This is a genomic window from Oceanicaulis sp. UBA2681, from assembly GCF_002354675.1.
GTDB classification, from domain to species: domain Bacteria; phylum Pseudomonadota; class Alphaproteobacteria; order Caulobacterales; family Maricaulaceae; genus Oceanicaulis; species Oceanicaulis alexandrii.
Genome location: NZ_DEMB01000006.1, coordinates 48,980 through 68,139, shown reverse-complemented (window position 1 = coordinate 68,139; position 19,160 = coordinate 48,980). Strand labels below are relative to the sequence as shown.

Genomic DNA, 19,160 nt, shown 5'->3' with positions numbered 1-19,160 from the left:
AGCGCACGCGCTGCCTGCAGCGCGCCGCACAGATCAACGCCCCGGAGCCCAGCTCCGGGGCGTTTTTCGTGCGCAGAAAGAGGGCGCGATGAATCGCCCTGGAGCCAACAGAGAATCGGTGCGGAATAACTGCAGCGGCGTGTTGATTCCGAGGGGCGGAGGGCGCACTGTGTGCGTGTCAGAATCGTGTCACACGGACTGGCGTGGCTTTCTATGCCGTTCATGCTCTTTGACAGCCCTTCGGGGCGATCAATTCCCCGTCAATCGCGACTAGCGCGCCTGACACAGAGTTTGAACTGCCGAAGTCGCGGTGAATCTTGTGGCAAGGTGTTGACGGGGAGGGGCGGAGCGCGTATTGCACGGTCCCTCTAGCGAGCTGGCTGTGCCGACAGGCAAACGCAGTTCCTCGAAGCGAAAAAAATTTGGATTGCAAGAGCTGCCGGGGCGACATGTCCTTTGCGCGGCTCTTGTGCATGTTGGGACCGGACCGATGGCGCAACAAAACATCAGAATCCGCCTGAAGGCGTTCGACCACCGCGTGCTCGACACTTCGGCGCGTGAGATCGTTTCCACCGCAAAGCGCACCGGCGCGAATGTGCGTGGCCCGATTCCGCTGCCGACGCGGCTGGAGAAATTTACTGTTCTGCGCGGTCCGCATATCGACAAAAAGTCGCGCGAACAGTTCGAAATCCGCACTCACAAGCGGATGCTGGACATCGTAGACCCCACCCCGCAGACCGTGGACGCGCTGATGAAGCTCGACCTGTCTGCTGGTGTGGACGTCGAGATCAAGCTGGGAGCGTAGGGCCATGAAGCAGGCTGCATCCATGCGCACCGGCCTACTGGCCAAGAAGCTGGGCATGACCCGCATCTTCTCTGAAGATGGCGATCATGTGCCGGTGACCGTGCTTCATCTGGACGGGCTCCAGGTGGTCGCACAGCGCACCTCCGATACCGATGGCTACACCGCAGTCCAGCTGGGCGCGGGCAAGGCCAAGGCGAAGCGCACCTCGAAAGCGATGCGCGGCCATTTTGCGAGGGCTTCTGTTGAGCCCAAGCGCAAGCTGGTTGAATTCCGCGTGCCGGAAGACGCGCTGATCGAAGCGGGCTCCGCCCTCTCTGCCGAGCACTTTGTGGTCGGTCAGAAAGTGGACGTGTCCGGCACCTCGATCGGTAAGGGCTTCGCTGGCGGCATGAAGCGTTGGAACTTTGGTGGTCTGCGCGCCTCGCACGGCGTGTCGATCTCTCACCGTTCCCACGGTTCGACCGGTCAGTGTCAGGATCCGGGCAAGGTCTTCAAAGGCAAGAAAATGGCCGGTCACCTCGGTTCCGAGCGTGTTACTATCCAGAGCCTTGAGATCGTCCGTGTGGACGCTGATCGCGGCCTGGTGCTGGTGAAGGGCGCTGTTCCGGGATCCAAGCAAGGCTGGGTCGAAATTCGCGACGCCGTCAAGGGTGTTGGCGTTGACGATCTGCCGTACCCGGCAAAGCTGATCGAAACGGCCGAATCGGCTCCGGCCGAGGCTCCGGCTGCGGCTCAAGAAGCCCAGGACGAAGGGGCTAACTGATGAAACTCGATGTTGTGACGCTCGACGCCGGCAAGGCCGGCTCGATTGATCTCTCCGACGCCGTGTTCGGCATCGAAGAGATCCGCGCGGACATCCTCCAGCGCGCCGTCAAGTGGCAGCTGTCGCGCCGTCAGGCCGGCACTCACAAGGCGAAAGAGCGCGGGGAGATTTCCCGCACCAAGAAGAAGTTTGGTCGCCAGAAAGGCGGCGGCGGCGCCCGTCACGGTTCGCGCAACGCCCCGATCTTTGTGGGCGGCGGCGTGGCTCATGGCCCGCGCGTTCGCTCTCACGCGACCGAACTGCCGAAGAAAGTGCGCGCCATGGCGCTCAAGCACGCCCTGTCCTCCAAGGCTGGCTCCAAGCAGCTGGTGGTTCTGGACGAGGCGCGCCTGGATGAAGCCAAAACCAAGGCCCTGATCGAGAAGTTCTCGAAACTGGGTCTGGCCAAGGCGCTGATCATTGATGGCGAGACGCTGGACGAGAACTTCGCCCGCGCCGCTCGCAACATCCCGCTGATCGACGTTTTGCCGGCTCAAGGCCTGAACGTGTACGACGTGCTGCGTTGTGACACGCTGGTGCTGACCAAGGCGGCTGTCGAGAAGATCAATGAGCGGCTTGCGCCGCAGGAGGCTGCGTAACATGCCCGCTGCTCGCCATTACGACACCATTCTGTCGCCGGTGATCACCGAGAAGGCGACCATTCTCTCTGAAGAGAACAAGGTCGTTTTCCGTGTGCCGCTGTCTGCGAACAAGAAAGAGATCGCCGAAGCGATCGAGGAATTGTTCAAGGTCAAAGTGAAGGCCGTGAACACGCTCGTTCAAAAAGGCAAAACCAAACGTTTCCGCGGCATTGCGGGCAAACGTGATGACGTCAAAAAGGCGGTTGTGACCCTTGAAGAGGGCCACTCCATCGACGTCAGCACTGGCCTGTAAGCGCGGGCAGAGGAGAGAGAACCATGGCTCTGAAGACTTTCAAGCCGACCTCGCCTGGCCGCCGCGCACTCGTGCTGGTGGACAAGTCCGGGCTGCATTCGGGTCGCCCCGAAAAGACGCTCGTCGAGGGTCTGCATAAATCTGGCGGTCGTAACAACACCGGTCGCATCACGTCGCGTCGTCGAGGCGGCGGCGCCAAGAAGCTCTATCGCGTCATCGACTTCAAACGTCGCAAGTTTGATGTCCCGGCGACGGTCGAGCGTCTGGAATACGACCCGAACCGCACCGCCTTCATCGCACTGATCAAGTACGAAGATGGCGAGCTGGCCTACATCCTGGCTCCGCAGCGTCTGTCTGCTGGCGACACTGTCCTCGCGGGTGATCGCGTTGATGTGAAGCCTGGCAATGCGATGCCGCTGAAGAACATGCCGGTCGGCACCATCATCCACAATGTTGAGCTCAAGCCGCTCAAGGGCGGCCAAGTGGCCCGCTCCGCCGGCGCCTATGCTCAGCTGGTGGGTCGTGACGCAGGTTACGCTCAGGTTCGCCTGATGAGCGGCGAGCTGCGCATGGTGCACCAGGACTGCATGGCCACTGTCGGCGCCGTGTCGAATTCTGACCACCTGAACACCAATCTGGGTAAAGCGGGTCGCAAGCGCCATATGGGCAAGCGTCCGGCGGTTCGCGGTGTGGCCATGAACCCGGTTGATCACCCCCATGGCGGCGGCGAAGGTCGCACCTCGGGCGGTCGTCACCCGGTCACCCCGTGGGGCAAACCGACCAAGGGCCGCAAGACCCGGTCGAACAAATCCACCGATAAATTCATCATTCGCTCGCGCCACGAGCGCAAGAAACGCTAAGGGACGGCTGCGCCATGCCTCGTTCTGTCTGGAAAGGTCCGTTTGTCGACGGATACCTCCTGAAGAAAGCCGATGCTGCTCATGATGCCGGCCGCAAGCAGGCGATCAAAACCTGGTCGCGTCGCTCGACGATCATGCCGCAGTTTGTGGGTCTGACCTTCCAGGTCCACAACGGCAACAAATTCATTCCGGTTCTCGTCTCCGAAGAGATGGTCGGTCACAAGTTGGGCGAATTCGCTCCGACTCGGACCTATTACGGCCACGCGGCGGACAAGAAAGCCAAGAGGAAGTAAGCGATGGGCAAGGCTGCAAATCCCCGCCGCGTCGCGGACAACGAAGCTCGTGCAAAACTGCGCATGCTTCGCATCAGCCCGCAGAAGCTCAACCTGATCGCCCAGTTGATCCGTGGCAAGAAGGTTGAACGCGCTCTGGCTGACCTGGAATTTTCGCGCAAGCGTCATTCCGTCGACGTCAAGAAGGTGCTCGAGAGCGCCATCGCCAACGCGGAAAACAACCACGGTCTGGACATCGACTCTCTGGTCGTGTCCGAGGCCTATGTGGGCAAGAACCTGGTCATGAAACGCTTCCGCGCCCGTGCGCGTGGTCGCGGCGCCAAGATCCTGAAGCCGTTTTCCGAGCTGACGATCGTCGTGCGCGAAGTTGAGGAGGCCGCCTAATGGGTCAGAAGGTTAATCCGATCGGCCTTCGCGTCGGCATCAACCGCACGTGGGAATCGCGCTGGTTCGCCAAAGGCGACGAGTATGCGGACCTGCTGCACGAAGACCTGCGCATTCGCGACTTCCTCAAAAAGGAACTCAAGAACGCGTCTGTGTCGCGCATCATCATCGAGCGCCCGCACAAGAAATGCCGCATCACCATCTACACGGCTCGTCCGGGTGTGGTGATCGGTAAAAAGGGTGCGGACATCGAGAAGCTGCGCCGCAAGGTCTCGAAGATGGTTGACGGCGAAGTGTTCCTCAACCTCGTCGAAGTGCGCAAGCCGGAAGTCGATGCGACCCTGGTCGCAGAGAGCGTGGCTCAGCAGCTCGAGCGCCGCGTGGCGTTCCGCCGCGCCATGAAGCGCTCCCTGCAGACGGCCATGCGCATGGGCGCACTGGGCTGCAAGATCATGTGCGGCGGCCGTCTGGGCGGCGCCGAGATCGCGCGCGTTGAAAAGTATTCTGAAGGTTCGGTTCCGCTGCACACCCTGCGTGCGGACATCGACTATGGTTTCGCTGAAGCCAAGACCGCGATGGGCATCATCGGCATCAAGGTCTGGATCTACAAAGGCGAGATCATGGAACATGACCCGATGGCGCAAGAGCGCCGCATGCTCGACTCTGGCGAGCAGCGCGCACGCTCTGGCCGTCAAGCGGCGTAAGCGGAACGAGGGAGTAGAACCATGCTTCAGCCGAAGCGCACCAAATTCCGCAAGGCGCATAAAGGCCGCATCCACGGTCAGGCCAAGGGCGGCTTTACGCTGACCTTTGGCTCTTATGGCCTGAAAGCGGTTGAGCCGGAGCGGATCACCGCCCGTCAGATCGAGGCGACCCGTCGCGCCATCACCCGTCACATGAAACGGGCTGGTCGCGTCTGGATCCGGGTGTTCCCGGATCTGCCGGTCTCCAAGAAGCCGACCGAAGTCCGGATGGGTAAAGGTAAAGGCTCACCCGAATACTGGGTGGCCAAAGTCAAGCCTGGCCGGATCATCTTCGAGATCGACGGTGTTCCGGATGATGTCGCCCGCGAAGCCCTGCGCCTCGGCGCAGCCAAGCTTCCGATCAAGACCAAAGTCGTCACCCGTCCGGGTGAGTAAGAGGAGGGAAGAATGAAAGCCGAAGACGTCCGCGCGTTTAGCGACGATCAGCTTCAGGACGAACTCCTCAAGCTGAAAAAAGAACAGTTCAACCTGCGTTTCCAACAGGCCACCGGCCAGCTGGAAAACACTGCGCGCTTTATGCAGATCCGCCGGGATATCGCCCGGGTCAAAACGGATCAGCGTCGCCGCGCGCTTGAAAATTAAGGGGGCTTGGGTCCATGCCGAAGCGCATCCTTCAAGGCGTCGTGGTGAGCGACAAGCAGGAAAAAACCGTGATCGTGCGCGTTGAGCGCACCTTCCTGCACCCCCTGCTGCGTAAAACCGTGCGCCGTACGAAGAAATATCACGCCCACGACGAGTCGGGCGCGATCAAAGTGGGTGAGCGCGTCCAAATCCAGGAGTGCTCGCCGAAGTCGAAGCTGAAGCGGTGGGAGATCGTCTCCGAGCAGGCGTAAGCCTGGCCCGGTGGATGATCCACTGATAACGGAGGATTAGCGATGATCCAGATGCAAACTAATCTGGACGTGGCCGACAATTCCGGGGCCCGCCGCGTACAGTGCATCAAAGTACTGGGCGGCGCGAAACGCCGCTATGCAGGCGTCGGCGACATCATTGTCGTCTCGGTCAAGGAAGCCACGCCCAAGGGCCGCGTTAAGAAGGGCGATGTCCGCAAGGCCGTCGTCGTGCGCACCGCTCGCGACATCAAGCGTCGTGACGGCAGCGTCATCCGTTTCGACGGCAACGCGGCTGTGATCTTGAACACCAACAACGAGCCGGTCGGCACCCGGATCTTCGGCCCGGTTCCTCGTGAACTGCGCGCCAAGAGCCACATGAAGATCGTCTCCCTCGCGCCGGAGGTCCTGTAACCATGGCTGCGAAGATCAAAAAAGGCGACAAGGTCATCGTTCTGACCGGTCGCGACAAAGGTAAGACCGGCGAGGTCACCCAGGTTCTTCCGAAAGAAGATCGTGTGGTGGTGTCGGGCGTCAACGTGGTCAAGCGCCACCAGCGCGCGACCCAAACGGCCCCGGGCGGTATTGTTGAGAAAAACGCGTCCATCCACGTGTCCAACGTGGCTCTGGCCGATCCGAAATCTGGCGAAGCCACCCGTGTGGGCTTCAAGATTGAAGACGGCAAGAAGGTTCGCGTGGCCAAGAAATCCGGTGAGGTGATCGATGGCTGACGTTGCTGCATACGAACCGCGCCTGAAAACGAAGTATCGCGAGGAAATCCGCGCGACTTTGAAAGAAAAGTTCGGTTACGCCAATGAAATGATGATCCCGCGCCTGGATAAGGTCGTGATCAACATGGGCGTCGGCGAGGCTGCTCAGGATTCCAAGAAAATCCGCGGCGCGCTCGCAGATCTCGAACTGATCGCTGGCCAGAAGCCGGTCGGTACGATCGCCAAGAACTCCATCGCCGGCTTCAAGCTGCGCGAAGAGCAGATGATTGGCGCCAAAGTCACCCTGCGCAAGGATCGCATGTTCGAATTCCTTGATCGTCTGGTGACCATTGCTCTGCCGCGCGTCCGCGACTTCCGCGGTCTGAACGGCAAGAGCTTTGACGGCCGGGGCAATTACGCGATGGGCTTGAAAGAGCATATCGTTTTCCCCGAGATCGATTACGACAAGGTCGAGAAAATCCGCGGTATGGACATTGTTGTCTGCACTACGGCTAACACCAATGAAGAAGCGAAGGCCCTGCTGGCCGAGTTCGATTTTCCGTTTTCGAACTAACGCAGCAGGAGAGCGAGACCGTGAGGGTCTCGCACGCGAGGAGAAGAACTGAATGGCTAAGAAGAGTGCAGTCGAACGCAATCTCAAGCGCCAGCGCCTGGCTCAGCGTTTCGCCGCCAAGCGCGAAGCGCTGAAAGCGATCGCACGCGACACGGACAAGCCGGTTGAAGAGCGCTTTGCAGCGCAACTGAAGCTGGCCTCGTTGCCGCGCAACTCGGCGCCGACCCGCATCCGTAACCGATGCCAGGTGACCGGCCGCCCGCGCGCTTATTACCGCAAGCTCAAGATGTCGCGCATCGCGCTGCGTCAGCTGGCCAGCCACGGGCTTATCCCGGGCATGGTCAAGTCGAGCTGGTAGGAGGGATTTAGATGTCCGTGAACGATCCTCTCGGCGATATGCTGACCCGCATCCGTAACGCGCTCATGCGCAAGCGGAGCAATGTGGTGACCCCGTCTTCCAAACTTCGTGGCCGCGTGCTCGAAGTGCTTCTGGAAGAGGGCTTCATCCGCGGTTACACCGAGACCACCGACGCCAAGGGCTTCAAGCAGTTCGAAATAGAACTGAAATACCATGAAGGCCAGCCGGTGATCTCCGAGATCAAACGCGTGTCCAAGCCGGGCCGTCGCGAATACCGCAAGGTGCGCGATCTGCCGCTCGTCATGAACGGCCTGGGCATCGCAATCATTTCGACTCCGCAAGGCGTTATGAGCGATGCACTGGCGCGCTCAAAGAACGTCGGCGGCGAAATCCTTTGCCACGTCAGCTAGAGACAGGGAGGCTAGAACTATGTCGCGTCTAGGCAAACTGCCTGTCGAAATCCCCGCCGGGGTGACCGCCAATATCACTGGCGCTCAGGTGTCGGTCAAAGGCCCGAAAGGCGAACTCAGCTTCGAAGCGCCCGCATGCGTGCGTCTGAAGCAAGAGGACAACGCCATTACGGTCGAAATGGCTGACGGCACAAAATTCGCGAAAGCCATGTACGGCACCGCGCGCGCCCGCATCAAAAACATGGTGCAAGGCGTCACTCAGGGGTTCACCAAGAACCTTGAGCTGGTCGGTGTTGGTTACCGCGCCCAAATGCAGGGCACGGATCTCAAGCTTTCGCTCGGTTTCTCGCACGACGTGATCTACACGCCGCGTGAGGGCGTCAAAATTGCGACGCCGAAACCGACCGAGATCACCATTGAGGGCGCTGACGCCCAAACCGTGGGTCAAACCGCGGCGGAAATTCGTGAATTCCGTCCGCCTGAGCCTTACAAAGGCAAGGGTGTGAAGTATTCCGACGAATATGTCCGTCGTAAGGAAGGCAAGAAGAAGTAAGGGGCCAGGCGATGAAAAATGCTGCAGAAACCATGCGGCGCCGCGCTCAGCGCACGCGCACCCGGCTCCGCAAAATGGGCAATGGACGACCGCGTTTGTCGGTGTTCCGTTCCTCAAAGAATATTTACGCCCAGATCATCGACGATGCGAACGGCGTGACCCTGGTGTCGGCCTCCACTCTGGAGAAAGACGCCAAAATCTCTTCGAACGGTGTCGAAGCGGCTGCCGAAGTCGGCAAGCGCGTCGCAGAACGGGCGAAGGAAAAAGGTCTGATCGACGTGGTGTTCGACCGCGGCGGTTACATCTTCCACGGGCGTGTTAAAGCGCTCGCAGACGCCGCTCGCGAGGGCGGTCTGAACTTCTAAGGAGCGAACGCATGGCACGAGAAGACAATCGCGGCCGCGATCGCCGCCGCCGGGACGACGATAACGCCGAACCGGAACTGGTCGACAAGCTGGTCCAGATCAACCGCGTCGCCAAAACCGTGAAAGGCGGCCGGAACTTCCAGTTCGCCGCTCTCGCGGTGGTCGGCGACCAAAAGGGCCGCGTCGGCTTCGGACAGGGCAAGGCGCGTGAAGTGCCGGAAGCCATCCGCAAGGCGACCGAAGAAGCCAAGAAGATGATGGTGCGCGTGCCGCTGCGTGAAGGCCGCACCCTGCACCATGATGCAAAAGGTCGTTGGGGCGCCGGCAAGGTGATCCTGCGTTCCGCGCCTCCGGGCACCGGCGTCATCGCCGGCGGTCCGATGCGTGCGGTGCTGGAATCGCTCGGCGTTCAGGACGTGGTCGCAAAATCGACCGGTTCGTCCAACCCGTACAACATGGTTCGCGCAACGTTCGAGGCCCTCAAGGCCCAGAACAGCCCGCGTTCGGTGGCCGCCAAGCGTGGCATCAAGGTCGCTGATCTGGTTGAGCGTCGCCAAGATGGCGCCAGCTCACCTGAAGCCATCGAATCCTAGGAGGGACGCATGGCTGAACAAAAAACCCTGGTGGTGCGCCAAACCGGCAGCCCCATCCGCCGTCCGAAGGACCAGGCCGCGACCCTCAAGGGTCTTGGCCTGGGCCGGATCGGCCGCGAGCGCGAGCTTGAGGACACCCCGTCCGTGCGGGGCATGATCCGCAAGGTCGCCCACATGGTTGAGATTGTGGAGGAGCGCGGTTAATCCCGCGCCCTCTCACCAAGGAGACGAACGATGCGCTTGAATGAACTGCGCGATAACGACGGCGCGACCAAATCGCGTACGCGTGTCGGCCGTGGCATCGGCTCTGGCAAAGGCAAAACCGGCGGACGCGGCGTTAAAGGCCAGAAGTCTCGCTCGGGTGTCGCCATCAAGGGCTTTGAGGGCGGTCAGATGCCGCTCTATCAACGTCTGCCCAAGCGCGGCTTTAACAAGCCGAACCGTTTGGCGTTCGCTGAAGTGACCCTGGGCCGCCTGCAAACGGCAGTGGACGCCGGCAAGCTGGACGCGAAAGCGCCTGTCGACGCCGCCGCTCTGATCAAAGCTGGCGTCATTCGCCGCGCCAAGGACGGCGTGCGAGTGATTGGCGGCGGCGAACTGACCGCGAAACTGGACCTGACGGTGGCAGGCGGCTCCAAGCCGGCGATCGAAGCTGTGGAAAAGGCTGGCGGTAAAGTCACCGTCACCGCCAAATCCGCCAAAGACCAGTCCGAATAAGCTGGCGTTGAGACGGACCGCTTCCTAACTGGAAGCGGTCCCTCCGCGCTTTGAGGGCTTTCTCAGGGAGCATCCGACCGATATGGCGTCAGCCGCTGAACAGCTCGCCCAGAACATGAATTTCGGGGCGTTCGCCCAAGCGAAGGAGCTGCAGAAGCGCATTCTGTTCACGCTCCTGGTCCTGGTGATCTACCGTATCGGCACGTTTGTGCCTGTGCCGGGCATCGACCCCTCGCAATTTGCGCTGGCCTTCCAGCAGCAAAGCCAGGGCGTGCTGGGCATGTTCAACATGATGTCCGGCGGCGCCGTCGAGCGCATGGCGATCTTCGCGCTGAACGTGATGCCCTATATCTCCGCCTCCATCATCATGCAGCTTATGGCGGCCACCGTGCCGTCGCTCGAGCGCTTGAAAAAAGAAGGCGGCGAGGCGGGTCGCAAGCAGATCAACCAATACACACGCTATCTGACCGTGGTTCTGGCCGGCGCTCAGGCGTTCGCCATCGCCATCGGCATGCAGACGGTGACCGACGGCGCCTCCATCGCGATCAATCCCGGACCGTTCTTCCTGATCACCACCGTGACGACCCTGGTGGGCGGCACCATGTTCCTGCTGTGGCTGGGTGAGCAGATCACCGCACGCGGCGTGGGCAATGGCGTGTCCCTGATCATCTTCGCCGGCATTGTGGCCGAGCTGCCCCGCGCGCTGGTCAATGCGCTGCAACAGGGCGCTTCGGGCGCCATTCCCGGCGGCGTCATCATCGCCATGCTGATCGGCATCATCGTCGTGCTGGCCTTCGTGGTGTTCATGGAGCGCAGCCAGCGCCGGCTCTTGATCCAGTATCCCAAGCGTCAGGTGGGCAACCGCATGATGGGCGGCGAATCGAGCTTCCTGCCGCTCAAGCTGAACACGGCCGGCGTGATCCCGGCGATCTTCGCCTCGTCGCTGCTCTTGCTGCCGGCGACTGTGGCGGGTTTCTCCACCACCGGCCCGGAATGGATGACGACCATCGTCGCCCTGTTGGGCCCGGGGCAGCCCCTGTTCCTGGCGTTCTACGCCTCGCTGATCATCTTCTTCACCTTCTTCTACACCTCGCTGGTCTTCAATCCGGAAGACACCGCGGATAATCTGAAGAAGTATGGCGGCTTCTTGCCAGGCATCCGTCCTGGCAAGCGGACGGCGGAATATCTCGACTATGTGCTCTCGCGTCTGACCGTCATCGGGGCGGCGTATCTGACCATTGTCTGTGTTTTGCCCGAGTTCCTGAAGGCGCAAGTTTCCGGCATCCCGTTCTACATTGGCGGCACCTCGCTGCTGATCGTGGTGTCGGTGACGCTTGATACGGTTGGTCAGATCCAGTCCCATCTGCTGGCCCACCAGTATGAAGGCCTGATCAAGAAGACCAAGCTGAAGGGGCGCAAGAGATGAATCTGGTACTGTTCGGACCGCCTGGCGCGGGCAAGGGCACCCAAGCCAAACGTCTGGTCGCTGATTACGGATGGCTGCAATTGTCCACCGGCGACATGCTGCGCGCCTCTATCGCCGCAGGCACCGAGTTGGGCCAGAAGGTCAAAGGCATTATGGACCGGGGCGACCTGGTTTCCGATGACATCGTCATCGCACTGATCGAGGAACGTCTGCCGGAGGCTGAAATCGCCGGCGGCGCTATTTTCGACGGTTTCCCGCGCACCGTGGCCCAGGCCGAAGCGCTGGATGAACTCCTGCAATCACGCGGCACGCAGATCGACACGGTTTTGCGGCTGGTGGTGGACCAGGACGAGCTGGTGGCGCGTATGGAAAAACGCGCCGCTGAAGAGGGCCGCGCCGACGACACTGTCGAGGCGTTCAAAGTGCGGCTTGAGAATTATAACGCCCAGACCGCGCCGCTGATTCCCTATTATGAGGGGCAGGGCAAACTGTCTGATGTGGACGGCATGGGTGAGATGGACGAGGTTGCTGCACGTATCGCAGCCGCGCTCGGCCAATAAAAGAGCAGCTTCCAGATCAGCATGGTCTGGAAAAACAGGACGGGTGGCTTCCTCTCGCGGTTGACGTGACTGGTGAGCGCCTATAATAAGCGCCCTTCGCTCGCAGGGGCAGACGTCGAAACAAGCGCCGCCATTCCGGTTGCGCTCTTTCGCCGTCTTCTGTGCGAAGGCTGATGAGACAAGGAGAGCGTCGTGGCACGTATCGCCGGCGTCAACATTCCGACCAACAAGCGCGTCACGATCGCGCTGCGCTATATCCACGGCATCGGCCCGGCTATGGCGACGGAAATTTGTGACAAGGTGGGGATCCCCGCCGAAAAACGTGTGAGCCAGCTCACCGACGCAGAAATTCTGCAGATCCGTGAAGCCATCGACGGTGGCTACACCGTTGAAGGTGATCTGCGCCGCGAAGTTGCGGTGAATGTGAAGCGTCTGATGGACCTGGGTTGCTATCGTGGTCTGCGTCATCGCCGCGGCCTTCCGGTCCGCGGTCAACGCACGCACACCAATGCGCGCACCCGTAAAGGCCCGGCCAAGCCGATCGCCGGCAAGAAGAAGTAAGGAAGCAGGGTAATGGCAAAAGAACCGTCCCGCGTCCGCCGCCGCGAGCGCAAGAATATCACGGCCGGCGTCGCACACGTGAACGCCAGCTTCAACAACACCATGATCACCATCACCGATGCGCAGGGAAATGCGATTTCCTGGTCTTCGGCTGGCGCCATGGGGTTCAAGGGCTCGCGTAAATCCACGCCGTATGCTGCGCAGGTTGCTGCTGAAGATGCAGGCCGTAAAGCGCAAGAGCACGGTGTGAAGACGCTGGAAGTGAAAGTCTCTGGTCCGGGTTCGGGCCGTGAGTCTGCGCTGCGTGCGCTGCAGTCTGTCGGTTTCACGATCACGACGATCCACGACGTGACCTCGATTCCGCACAATGGCTGCCGTCCGCCGAAGCGCCGCCGCGTCTAAATTCAATCGACGCCGCATTGCGTTGATTGACGACTTTGGTCCGGCGCGCAGTCCCTATGACTGTCGCGCCGCACGCCTGAAGGGGTGATGTCCGTGATTGAGAAGAACTGGCAGGAACTGATCCGCCCGATGAAGCCGGAAGTCCAACCTGGCTTTGATCCGGTGCGCCAAGCCAAAATCATTGCTGAGCCGCTCGAGCGCGGCTTTGGCATGACTTTGGGCAATGCGCTGCGCCGTATTCTGCTGTCCTCGCTGCAGGGCGCGTCGATCACGGCCGTGCAGATTGATTCCGTGCTGCACGAGTTCTCGTCCATCAAGGGCGTGCGGGAAGATGTCACCGACATCATCCTGAACCTCAAGCAGGTCGCTCTGCGCATGCATGGCGAAGGTCCCAAGCGTCTGACCCTGAAAAAGCAGGGCCCGGGCGAAGTGACCGCCGCAGACATCGAAGAGACCGCCGACGTCGAGATCATCAACAAGGATCACGTCATCTGCACTCTCGACGAGGATGCGGACGTGCGCATGGTCCTGACCGTGAACACCGGCAAAGGCTATGTCCCGGCTGACCGCAACCGTCCCGAAGACGCCCCGATCGGCCTCATCGGCGTGGATGCGCTGTACAGCCCGGTCAAGCGCGTGGCCTATCGCGTGGAGAACACGCGTGAAGGTCAGGTGCTCGACTATGACAAGCTGATCCTGGAAGTCGAAACCAACGGCGCTGTGACCCCTGAAGACGCCGTGGCTTACGCTGCGCGCATCTTGCAGGACCAGTTCCAGATCTTCGTGAACTTCGAAGAGCCGTCCGAAGCCCGTGCGGCGGAAGACGACAAACCCGAGCTGGACTTCAACCCGGCCCTCCTCAAAAAGGTGGACGAGCTGGAACTGTCCGTGCGTTCGGCGAATTGCCTGAAGAACGACAACATCGTCTATATCGGCGACCTCATTCAGAAGTCCGAGGCGGAAATGCTCCGCACCCCGAACTTCGGTCGCAAATCGCTCAACGAGATCAAGGAAGTTCTCGCACAGATGGGTCTGCATTTGGGCATGGACGCGCCGAACTGGCCGCCGGAGAACATCGAAGATCTCGCCAAAAAATATGAGGATCAAATCTAGGAGGCGCGCCGCGAGGCGCCCCTAACCGGGATTGAAGGAGAACACCGATGCGTCATGGCGTCGCCCACCGCAAGCTTAACCGCACCTCGACCCACCGTCGCGCCATGTTCGCCAACATGGCCGCGTCGCTGATCGAGCACGAACAAATCGTCACCACCCTGCCGAAGGCCAAAGAGCTCAAGCCGATCATGGACAAGCTCATCACCCTGGCCAAACGCGGTGATCTGCACGCTCGCCGTCAGGCGATCTCCAAGATCCGCAACAAGGATCAGGTGGCCAAGCTGTTTGAAGCCCTCGGCCCGCGCTACCAGGAACGTCAGGGTGGTTACACCCGCGTTCTGAAAGCCGGCTTCCGTCATGGCGACAACGCTCCGATGGCTGTGATCGAACTGGTTGATCGCGATCCGTCCGCCAAAGGCGCCGCCGACCGTGCGCGCGAAGAGGCGACCGAGGCCGCTGAAGACTAGGTCTTCGCACTCTCGACTGAATAAAGGGCCGCATCCTTCTGGATGCGGCCCTTTTTCGTTTGCAGACGTCTAGACCGTGGCGTTCAAGCAGATCTTGTTGTTGTCGAGATCTCTTACATACGCGGAATAATACGGCCCGCGCTGTCCGGGTTTGCCTTCATCCGAGCCGCCGAGTTCAAGAACTTTCCGATAGAGCGCGTCCACCTGATCCGCAGATCCGACATTGAAGCCGATCATGGTCCCGTTGCCATGTGTTGCAGGCTCGCCGTCAAATGGTTCAGCGACAGCGAACGCGAAACCCTCTCCCAGCCAGTAGGTCATGCGCTCGGTCCGCGCCGCCTGCGCGATTCCGAAATGACCGAAGAGCTGATCGTAGAAGGCTGTGGCAGCCGCCATATTGTTCGTCCCGGCGACGAAATAGTTCATCTGCACGTCAAAATCTCCCAAGTGACGATAGGTTTGTGAGACGCGACGCTATTGGCAAATATGACATTTTATGTCGTATTAGTTTTGTGCCCCGGTCAAATTCATCCAATCGCCTGCAACGGCTTGAGCGGCTGACCGCGCAGCTGAAGGCCGAGCCGTTCTGCATCATCAAGGATCTGGCTAAGCAGCTTGGCGTCAGCGAGCGTACGCTGGCGCGTGATCTGGCGCTCTTGCGTGAACAAGGGCTGCCTGTCGAGGCTGATCGCGGGCGAGGGGGCGGCGTTCGGCTTGACCGTCGATGGGGCGTGGGGCGGCTGAATCTCGCTTACGCTGAAGCGGTCGACCTTCTCATAGGCATCGAAGTCGCTCAGAAAATGGGCTCGCCGATCTTTCTGGCGAGCCTTGAGAGTGTGAGACGGCAGCTCATTGCGTCCTTCTCTGCGGATAAACGGGAGAGGGTGGAGGCCCTGAAATCGAGGATACTCGTGGGGGTGACCGCATCGACCTTCGTTCAGGTGAGCGCATCGCCGCCGCCAGATCTGGTGATCAAAGCGTTGCATCAGGCCTTCATGGACAAGGAGCGGCTCGAGATTCGCTATCAGCGCGAAGACCTGGAGATGTCAGAGCGCCAGATCGAGCCTCACTATCTTTTGCTGAAATATCCGGTCTGGTACGTCATCGCCTTTGATCATTTCCGAGGCGAGCCGCGGACCTTCCGCTGTGATCGCATACAGGCGGCCAGCCTGACCGGTACGCGGTTCAGGCTGCGCCCGCTCGATGAGTTCAAGCACATCTGGAACGGTGAGGATTTACGGGTCTGACTGAGGCGTGGCCATGCCCAGAGCCTCGCGCGCCTTGGCGCGGTGGGCGTCCGTGATCGCGCCGCCCACTTGCAGGATGATCGTGGTCAGCACGGTGCCGTCATCGGCGTACCCGACGAAGCCGAGAAAATCGGGAATGATGTCGAAGATCCACAAAAAGTAGAGCAGGCCTAGGGCGAGGGCGGCGCGCACCCGGAGCGGCGTTTCCGGGTCACGCATGGCGTAATAAGCGGCGACAAGATCTTCGAGAAACGGGATTTGCCGGGCGACTCTCTGGACCTTGGGCCAGAAACCGGCTTCGACCTTGGCTTCGTCGCGCGCAAACTCGTCTTCGGTGCGCTCAGCCGCCTCGGCCACGCGCTGAAGGGCCAGCTCTTCGGCGCGGTCCAGCGCAGGCGTCCGTCCCTCCCGATAGAGCGGGGTGTAGGCCGCCTCGGCCTTTTCCTGGATTTTCGCCAGAGTTTTCTCGCCTTTGCCGCGACGGAATATCAGACGATTGATCGTGTTGCGCATGACGTTTCCCTTCCTGAGCAGTTTAGCCCAAATTCTGACGTGTTGGGTGTCGATCTTGCGAAATCGTAATTGCTCAGCCTCTGTTCAGGCCCGGTTGGCCATCCTACATCGGCCTGACATTTGCTTTGTCATTACAGGCTTACCCTGAGGAGATTGCTCCATGTTCCGAACCCTGTCCCTCGCGCTTGCAGCCAGTGCGGCTCTCATCGCGCCGGTTACGGCGCAAGAGCGCGCCGTTCCTGACACACAGGCTCAGGTTCAGTTGTCCTTTGCGCCCGTGGTGCGTCAGGCGGCGCCTGCGGTGGTGAACGTCTATTCGCGCCGGGTCATCGCTCAACGCACGCCGTTCGCGGGCGATCCCCTTTTCGAGCGTTTCTTCGGCCCGCAAGTGCGTGAGCGTGAGGTGAACTCACTGGGGTCCGGCGTGATCGTGGACGCCAGCGGCGTCATCGTCACCAATAACCACGTGGTTCAGGGCGCGCAGGATCTGCGCGTCGTCTTGTCAGACCGGCGCGAGTTTGAAGCGGAGTTGCTGCTGGCGGACGAGCGTACGGATCTCGCCGTCCTCAAGATCAGCACGGACGAGGCCTTGCCCGTCCTGCCGTATGATGACGCTGGTGACAGCGAAGTGGGTGATCTGGTGCTCGCCATCGGCAATCCGTTCGGTGTGGGGCAGACGGTGACCAGCGGCATTGTCTCGGCGCTGGCGCGCACGGATGTGGGCATTTCCGACTATGCCTTCTTCATCCAGACCGATGCGGCGGTGAATCCGGGCAATTCCGGCGGCGCCCTGGTGGATATGGATGGTCAGCTGATCGGCGTGAACACCGCGATCTTTTCGCGCTCTGGCGGATCAAACGGTATCGGCTTCGCCATTCCCTCTGAAATGGTGCGCACTGTGGTCGAAGCGGCTTTGGTGGATGGCGAGATCATCCGGCCCTGGCTGGGCGCCCGCCTGCAGCCCGTGACTCAGGACCTCGCCAGCTCTCTGGGGCTGGACCGTCCGCGCGGGGCGATCGTCGCGGATCTGTGGGAGGGCGGCGCGGCGGACCGCGCCGGGCTCGAACAGGGCGATGTGGTGATTGCGGTGGATGGCGTCGAGGTCAATGACGAGATCGGCGCACGGTTCCGCTTTGCGACCCGCATGATTGGCGATAGCGCTGCGCTGACCGTGCTGCGTGACGGACGTGAGCGTGTGCTGAATGTGGATGCGGAACCGGCGCCCGGCGCGGTTGAGGGCGCCCGGATGGATATTTCCGGTGAAAATCCGCTTCACGGCGCCGAGCTGGTCCAGCTCAGTCCCGCCTTTAATGAAGAGAATGGCATTGACCCCTTTATGGACGGGGTGCTCGTTTCTGGCGTCACGCGTCGCTCAGCGGCGGCGTATTTCGGGTTCCGCCCGGGGGACCGCATTCTCTCCATCAATGAAGAGCGGATCGAAACCCTGATCGACCTCAACCGGGTCTTGCGCGATCTGGACGGCGAGAAAAACTGGCCGATGGAAATCGAACGCCAGGGTGAGCGGTTCTCACGGACGCTGTCGCTTTAGCGGCTCAGGACCAAAGCGCCGGATCTTCCCAGGGCGCGGGCACTTGCAAGGTCCCGCGCTCGGGCGCCTGCGGGCTTAGAGTTCTCATACGCCAGGCGTCGCGCCATTCCGGTTTGAGCGGATAGGGCGGCTCGACCGGGCTGACCTGATCAAAGCCGCACAGGGCGTAATAATCGGGATCGCCCAGCACCAGCATTGCGCTCACGCCTTCAGCTTCCAGCTGATGAGCCGCCTCTTCGATCAAGGCGCGGCCCAATCCCTGACGCTGGGCTTCCGGCGCCACGCAGAGCGGCCCCAGCAGAGCCACACGCGCATCGCTCTCCGTGACGGAGCATCGGGTCAGCGCGGCGTGCCCGGCAATGCTGAGTCCTGTCCAGGCGGTCAGGGACAAGACGTCGGGGTGGCTGAGCAGAGCCGCGACCAGTCCCGTCAGTTCTTCCTCTGGAAAGGCTCGCGGATAAAGCGCAAGAAGCGCGTCCTGGTCCTCGGGCGTGCTGATCGTGATCCGGGTGGCGTCCATAGTATGCCTTACTCGCGGTTGAGGGCTCGCCAGGCGATGTCGCGGCGACAGACGCCTTCGGGCCAGTCAATCGTGTCCACGGCCTTGTAGCACCGCTCTACGGCTTGTTTCAGGTCATCGCCGACAGCGGTCACATTGAGCACACGACCGCCCGTGGCGATCAGGTCGCCATTGTCATTGGTGCCGGTTCCGGCGTGAAACACGGTGACGCCGTCGATCTCGCCGGCGGCTTTCACGTTCTGGATCACCGAGCCTTTGGCGTAGGCGCCGGGATAGCCGCTGGTCGCCAGCACAACAGTCGCAGCCGGCAGGGCCTGATCCGCAGCAGGCAGCAGGGACTGGAAATCGCGTTCGGGCATGCCGCCCGTCGCGCAGGCCAGGAGCACCGGCACGATGTCGTCCTGCATGGACGCCATCAGAACCTGGCACTCCGGATCGCCAAAGCGGACATTGAACTCAACCACTTTGGGGCCTTCTGGGGTGATCATCAAACCGATGTAAAGCACGCCCTGATAGGGATGGCCGGCCTGGTTGAGGCCGTCGAGCATGGGCGCAGCGATCTCTTCATCCACTTGCGCCATCAGCTCAGGCGTCATCACCGGGGCGGGGCAGTACGCGCCCATGCCGCCGGTATTGGGGCCTTCGTCATGATCCAGAAGGCGCTTGTGATCCTGGCAGGCGGGCAGGGTGATGCGGTTCACGCCATCGGTCAGCACGAAGACGCTGGCTTCCTCGCCATGCATGAACTCCTCGATGACCAGTTCGGCCGAGGCGTCGCCGAACTTGCCCGACAGCATGTCTTCGGCTTCGGCTTTGGCCTCCTCAAGGGTGGGGGCGATCACCACGCCCTTGCCGGCGGCCAGGCCATCGGCCTTGAGCACATACGGCGC

At 61.2% G+C, this 19,160-nt stretch carries 33 protein-coding genes; 29 read left to right on the top strand and 4 right to left on the bottom strand.

Annotation, left to right across the window (positions count from 1 at the left end; genetic code table 11):
• Nucleotides 1–490 precede the first annotated feature (490 nt).
• The 27 genes from rpsJ (at nucleotide 491) to rplQ (ending at nucleotide 14,441) form a co-directional block, all read left to right on the top strand.
• Nucleotides 491–805, top strand: a complete 315-nt coding sequence (rpsJ, locus tag B3M53_RS04585) for a 30S ribosomal protein S10 (protein ID WP_022699743.1) — start codon at nucleotides 491–493, stop codon at nucleotides 803–805.
• A 22-nt stretch (nucleotides 806–827) separates the two neighbouring features.
• Nucleotides 828–1,568, top strand: a complete 741-nt coding sequence (gene rplC / locus B3M53_RS04580; RefSeq protein ID WP_273019927.1) for a 50S ribosomal protein L3 — start codon at nucleotides 828–830, stop codon at nucleotides 1,566–1,568.
• Nucleotides 1,568–2,206 (top strand): 50S ribosomal protein L4, encoded by a 639-nt coding sequence (gene rplD, locus B3M53_RS04575; RefSeq protein ID WP_273019850.1) that lies wholly within the window; start codon nucleotides 1,568–1,570, stop codon nucleotides 2,204–2,206. Before rplC ends, rplD begins: the two co-directional genes overlap by 1 nt.
• A gap of 1 nt (nucleotide 2,207) precedes the next feature.
• The gene (locus tag B3M53_RS04570; protein ID WP_022699740.1) at nucleotides 2,208–2,501 is read left to right on the top strand and encodes a 50S ribosomal protein L23; all 294 of its coding nucleotides are present in this window, start codon (nucleotides 2,208–2,210) and stop codon (nucleotides 2,499–2,501) included.
• Between the two features lie 23 nt (nucleotides 2,502–2,524).
• Complete coding sequence (gene rplB, locus B3M53_RS04565) at nucleotides 2,525–3,361, top strand: 50S ribosomal protein L2 (protein WP_022699739.1); 837 nt, start codon at nucleotides 2,525–2,527, stop codon at nucleotides 3,359–3,361.
• Between the two features lie 14 nt (nucleotides 3,362–3,375).
• Nucleotides 3,376–3,654, top strand: a complete 279-nt coding sequence (rpsS, locus tag B3M53_RS04560; protein WP_022699738.1) for a 30S ribosomal protein S19 — start codon at nucleotides 3,376–3,378, stop codon at nucleotides 3,652–3,654.
• 3 nt (nucleotides 3,655–3,657) lie between these two features.
• Nucleotides 3,658–4,038 carry a 50S ribosomal protein L22 gene (rplV, locus tag B3M53_RS04555; protein WP_273019854.1) on the top strand — a complete coding sequence of 127 codons (381 nt, stop codon included), beginning with the start codon at nucleotides 3,658–3,660 and terminating at the stop codon, nucleotides 4,036–4,038.
• Nucleotides 4,038–4,742, top strand: a complete 705-nt coding sequence (rpsC, locus tag B3M53_RS04550) for a 30S ribosomal protein S3 (RefSeq protein WP_022699736.1) — start codon at nucleotides 4,038–4,040, stop codon at nucleotides 4,740–4,742. Before rplV ends, rpsC begins: the two co-directional genes overlap by 1 nt.
• 21 nt (nucleotides 4,743–4,763) lie before the next feature.
• On the top strand, nucleotides 4,764–5,177 hold the full coding sequence (gene rplP, locus B3M53_RS04545; protein WP_009801130.1) for a 50S ribosomal protein L16: 414 nt from the start codon (nucleotides 4,764–4,766) through the stop codon (nucleotides 5,175–5,177).
• A 12-nt stretch (nucleotides 5,178–5,189) separates the two neighbouring features.
• Complete coding sequence (rpmC, locus tag B3M53_RS04540; protein ID WP_022699735.1) at nucleotides 5,190–5,384, top strand: 50S ribosomal protein L29; 195 nt, start codon at nucleotides 5,190–5,192, stop codon at nucleotides 5,382–5,384.
• A 14-nt stretch (nucleotides 5,385–5,398) separates the two neighbouring features.
• Complete coding sequence (gene rpsQ / locus B3M53_RS04535; protein WP_022699734.1) at nucleotides 5,399–5,635, top strand: 30S ribosomal protein S17; 237 nt, start codon at nucleotides 5,399–5,401, stop codon at nucleotides 5,633–5,635.
• 42 nt (nucleotides 5,636–5,677) lie between these two features.
• Nucleotides 5,678–6,046: a 50S ribosomal protein L14 gene (rplN, locus tag B3M53_RS04530; RefSeq protein WP_022699733.1), complete on the top strand. Its 369-nt coding sequence runs from the start codon at nucleotides 5,678–5,680 to the stop codon at nucleotides 6,044–6,046.
• 2 nt (nucleotides 6,047–6,048) lie between these two features.
• Entirely contained in the window at nucleotides 6,049–6,363 is a 315-nt protein-coding gene (rplX, locus tag B3M53_RS04525) for a 50S ribosomal protein L24 (protein ID WP_022699732.1), read from the top strand.
• The gene (gene rplE / locus B3M53_RS04520) at nucleotides 6,356–6,916 is read left to right on the top strand and encodes a 50S ribosomal protein L5 (RefSeq protein ID WP_022699731.1); all 561 of its coding nucleotides are present in this window, start codon (nucleotides 6,356–6,358) and stop codon (nucleotides 6,914–6,916) included. The genes rplX and rplE overlap by 8 nt, the downstream gene beginning before the upstream one ends.
• A 52-nt stretch (nucleotides 6,917–6,968) precedes the next feature.
• Nucleotides 6,969–7,274 carry a 30S ribosomal protein S14 gene (gene rpsN / locus B3M53_RS04515; RefSeq protein ID WP_022699730.1) on the top strand — a complete coding sequence of 102 codons (306 nt, stop codon included), beginning with the start codon at nucleotides 6,969–6,971 and terminating at the stop codon, nucleotides 7,272–7,274.
• An 11-nt stretch (nucleotides 7,275–7,285) separates the two neighbouring features.
• The gene (rpsH, locus tag B3M53_RS04510; RefSeq protein WP_022699729.1) at nucleotides 7,286–7,684 is read left to right on the top strand and encodes a 30S ribosomal protein S8; all 399 of its coding nucleotides are present in this window, start codon (nucleotides 7,286–7,288) and stop codon (nucleotides 7,682–7,684) included.
• Nucleotides 7,685–7,703: 19 nt separating this feature from the next.
• The gene (gene rplF / locus B3M53_RS04505) at nucleotides 7,704–8,237 is read left to right on the top strand and encodes a 50S ribosomal protein L6 (RefSeq protein ID WP_160091544.1); all 534 of its coding nucleotides are present in this window, start codon (nucleotides 7,704–7,706) and stop codon (nucleotides 8,235–8,237) included.
• An 11-nt stretch (nucleotides 8,238–8,248) separates the two neighbouring features.
• Nucleotides 8,249–8,602 (top strand): 50S ribosomal protein L18, encoded by a 354-nt coding sequence (gene rplR / locus B3M53_RS04500; protein WP_160091545.1) that lies wholly within the window; start codon nucleotides 8,249–8,251, stop codon nucleotides 8,600–8,602.
• Nucleotides 8,603–8,613: 11 nt separating this feature from the next.
• Nucleotides 8,614–9,195: a 30S ribosomal protein S5 gene (gene rpsE / locus B3M53_RS04495; RefSeq protein ID WP_022699726.1), complete on the top strand. Its 582-nt coding sequence runs from the start codon at nucleotides 8,614–8,616 to the stop codon at nucleotides 9,193–9,195.
• A 9-nt stretch (nucleotides 9,196–9,204) separates the two neighbouring features.
• The gene (rpmD, locus tag B3M53_RS04490; RefSeq protein ID WP_022699725.1) at nucleotides 9,205–9,399 is read left to right on the top strand and encodes a 50S ribosomal protein L30; all 195 of its coding nucleotides are present in this window, start codon (nucleotides 9,205–9,207) and stop codon (nucleotides 9,397–9,399) included.
• Between the two features lie 30 nt (nucleotides 9,400–9,429).
• Nucleotides 9,430–9,912 (top strand): 50S ribosomal protein L15, encoded by a 483-nt coding sequence (gene rplO, locus B3M53_RS04485; protein ID WP_022699724.1) that lies wholly within the window; start codon nucleotides 9,430–9,432, stop codon nucleotides 9,910–9,912.
• Between the two features lie 82 nt (nucleotides 9,913–9,994).
• On the top strand, nucleotides 9,995–11,338 hold the full coding sequence (secY, locus tag B3M53_RS04480; RefSeq protein WP_022699723.1) for a preprotein translocase subunit SecY: 1,344 nt from the start codon (nucleotides 9,995–9,997) through the stop codon (nucleotides 11,336–11,338).
• Nucleotides 11,335–11,898, top strand: coding sequence for an adenylate kinase (locus tag B3M53_RS04475; protein ID WP_022699722.1), 564 nt, complete (start codon nucleotides 11,335–11,337; stop codon nucleotides 11,896–11,898). The genes secY and B3M53_RS04475 overlap by 4 nt, the downstream gene beginning before the upstream one ends.
• Nucleotides 11,899–12,090: 192 nt before the next feature.
• Entirely contained in the window at nucleotides 12,091–12,459 is a 369-nt protein-coding gene (gene rpsM, locus B3M53_RS04470) for a 30S ribosomal protein S13 (protein ID WP_022699721.1), read from the top strand.
• A 12-nt stretch (nucleotides 12,460–12,471) separates the two neighbouring features.
• A complete protein-coding gene (gene rpsK, locus B3M53_RS04465) occupies nucleotides 12,472–12,861 on the top strand; it encodes a 30S ribosomal protein S11 (RefSeq protein ID WP_009801114.1) in 390 nt (129 codons plus the stop codon).
• 93 nt (nucleotides 12,862–12,954) lie between these two features.
• Nucleotides 12,955–13,974, top strand: a complete 1,020-nt coding sequence (locus B3M53_RS04460) for a DNA-directed RNA polymerase subunit alpha (RefSeq protein ID WP_028284460.1) — start codon at nucleotides 12,955–12,957, stop codon at nucleotides 13,972–13,974.
• A gap of 47 nt (nucleotides 13,975–14,021) precedes the next feature.
• On the top strand, nucleotides 14,022–14,441 hold the full coding sequence (rplQ, locus tag B3M53_RS04455; RefSeq protein ID WP_133723085.1) for a 50S ribosomal protein L17: 420 nt from the start codon (nucleotides 14,022–14,024) through the stop codon (nucleotides 14,439–14,441).
• Between the two features lie 69 nt (nucleotides 14,442–14,510).
• On the opposite strand, the gene B3M53_RS04450 is transcribed toward rplQ, so the two are convergent.
• On the bottom strand, nucleotides 14,511–14,873 hold the full coding sequence (locus B3M53_RS04450; protein WP_028284459.1) for a VOC family protein: 363 nt from the start codon (nucleotides 14,871–14,873) through the stop codon (nucleotides 14,511–14,513).
• An 80-nt stretch (nucleotides 14,874–14,953) separates the two neighbouring features.
• On the opposite strand from B3M53_RS04450, the gene B3M53_RS04445 reads away from it, so the two are divergent.
• Nucleotides 14,954–15,688 carry a helix-turn-helix transcriptional regulator gene (locus B3M53_RS04445; RefSeq protein WP_022699717.1) on the top strand — a complete coding sequence of 245 codons (735 nt, stop codon included), beginning with the start codon at nucleotides 14,954–14,956 and terminating at the stop codon, nucleotides 15,686–15,688.
• On the opposite strand, the gene B3M53_RS04440 is transcribed toward B3M53_RS04445, so the two are convergent.
• Nucleotides 15,677–16,201, bottom strand: coding sequence for a YkvA family protein (locus B3M53_RS04440; protein WP_022699716.1), 525 nt, complete (start codon nucleotides 16,199–16,201; stop codon nucleotides 15,677–15,679). The genes B3M53_RS04445 and B3M53_RS04440 overlap by 12 nt on opposite strands.
• Nucleotides 16,202–16,361: 160 nt before the next feature.
• On the opposite strand from B3M53_RS04440, the gene B3M53_RS04435 reads away from it, so the two are divergent.
• A complete protein-coding gene (locus tag B3M53_RS04435; RefSeq protein ID WP_273019868.1) occupies nucleotides 16,362–17,750 on the top strand; it encodes a DegQ family serine endoprotease in 1,389 nt (462 codons plus the stop codon).
• Nucleotides 17,751–17,754: 4 nt separating this feature from the next.
• Here the strand turns inward: B3M53_RS04435 and B3M53_RS04430 are convergent, their stop codons facing one another.
• Both B3M53_RS04430 and purD read right to left on the bottom strand, forming a co-directional pair.
• A complete protein-coding gene (locus B3M53_RS04430) occupies nucleotides 17,755–18,270 on the bottom strand; it encodes a GNAT family N-acetyltransferase (RefSeq protein ID WP_273019870.1) in 516 nt (171 codons plus the stop codon).
• 8 nt (nucleotides 18,271–18,278) lie between these two features.
• Nucleotides 18,279–19,160: phosphoribosylamine--glycine ligase (gene purD, locus B3M53_RS04425; protein WP_286799684.1), on the bottom strand; the 882-nt coding region annotated here is incomplete at its 5' end.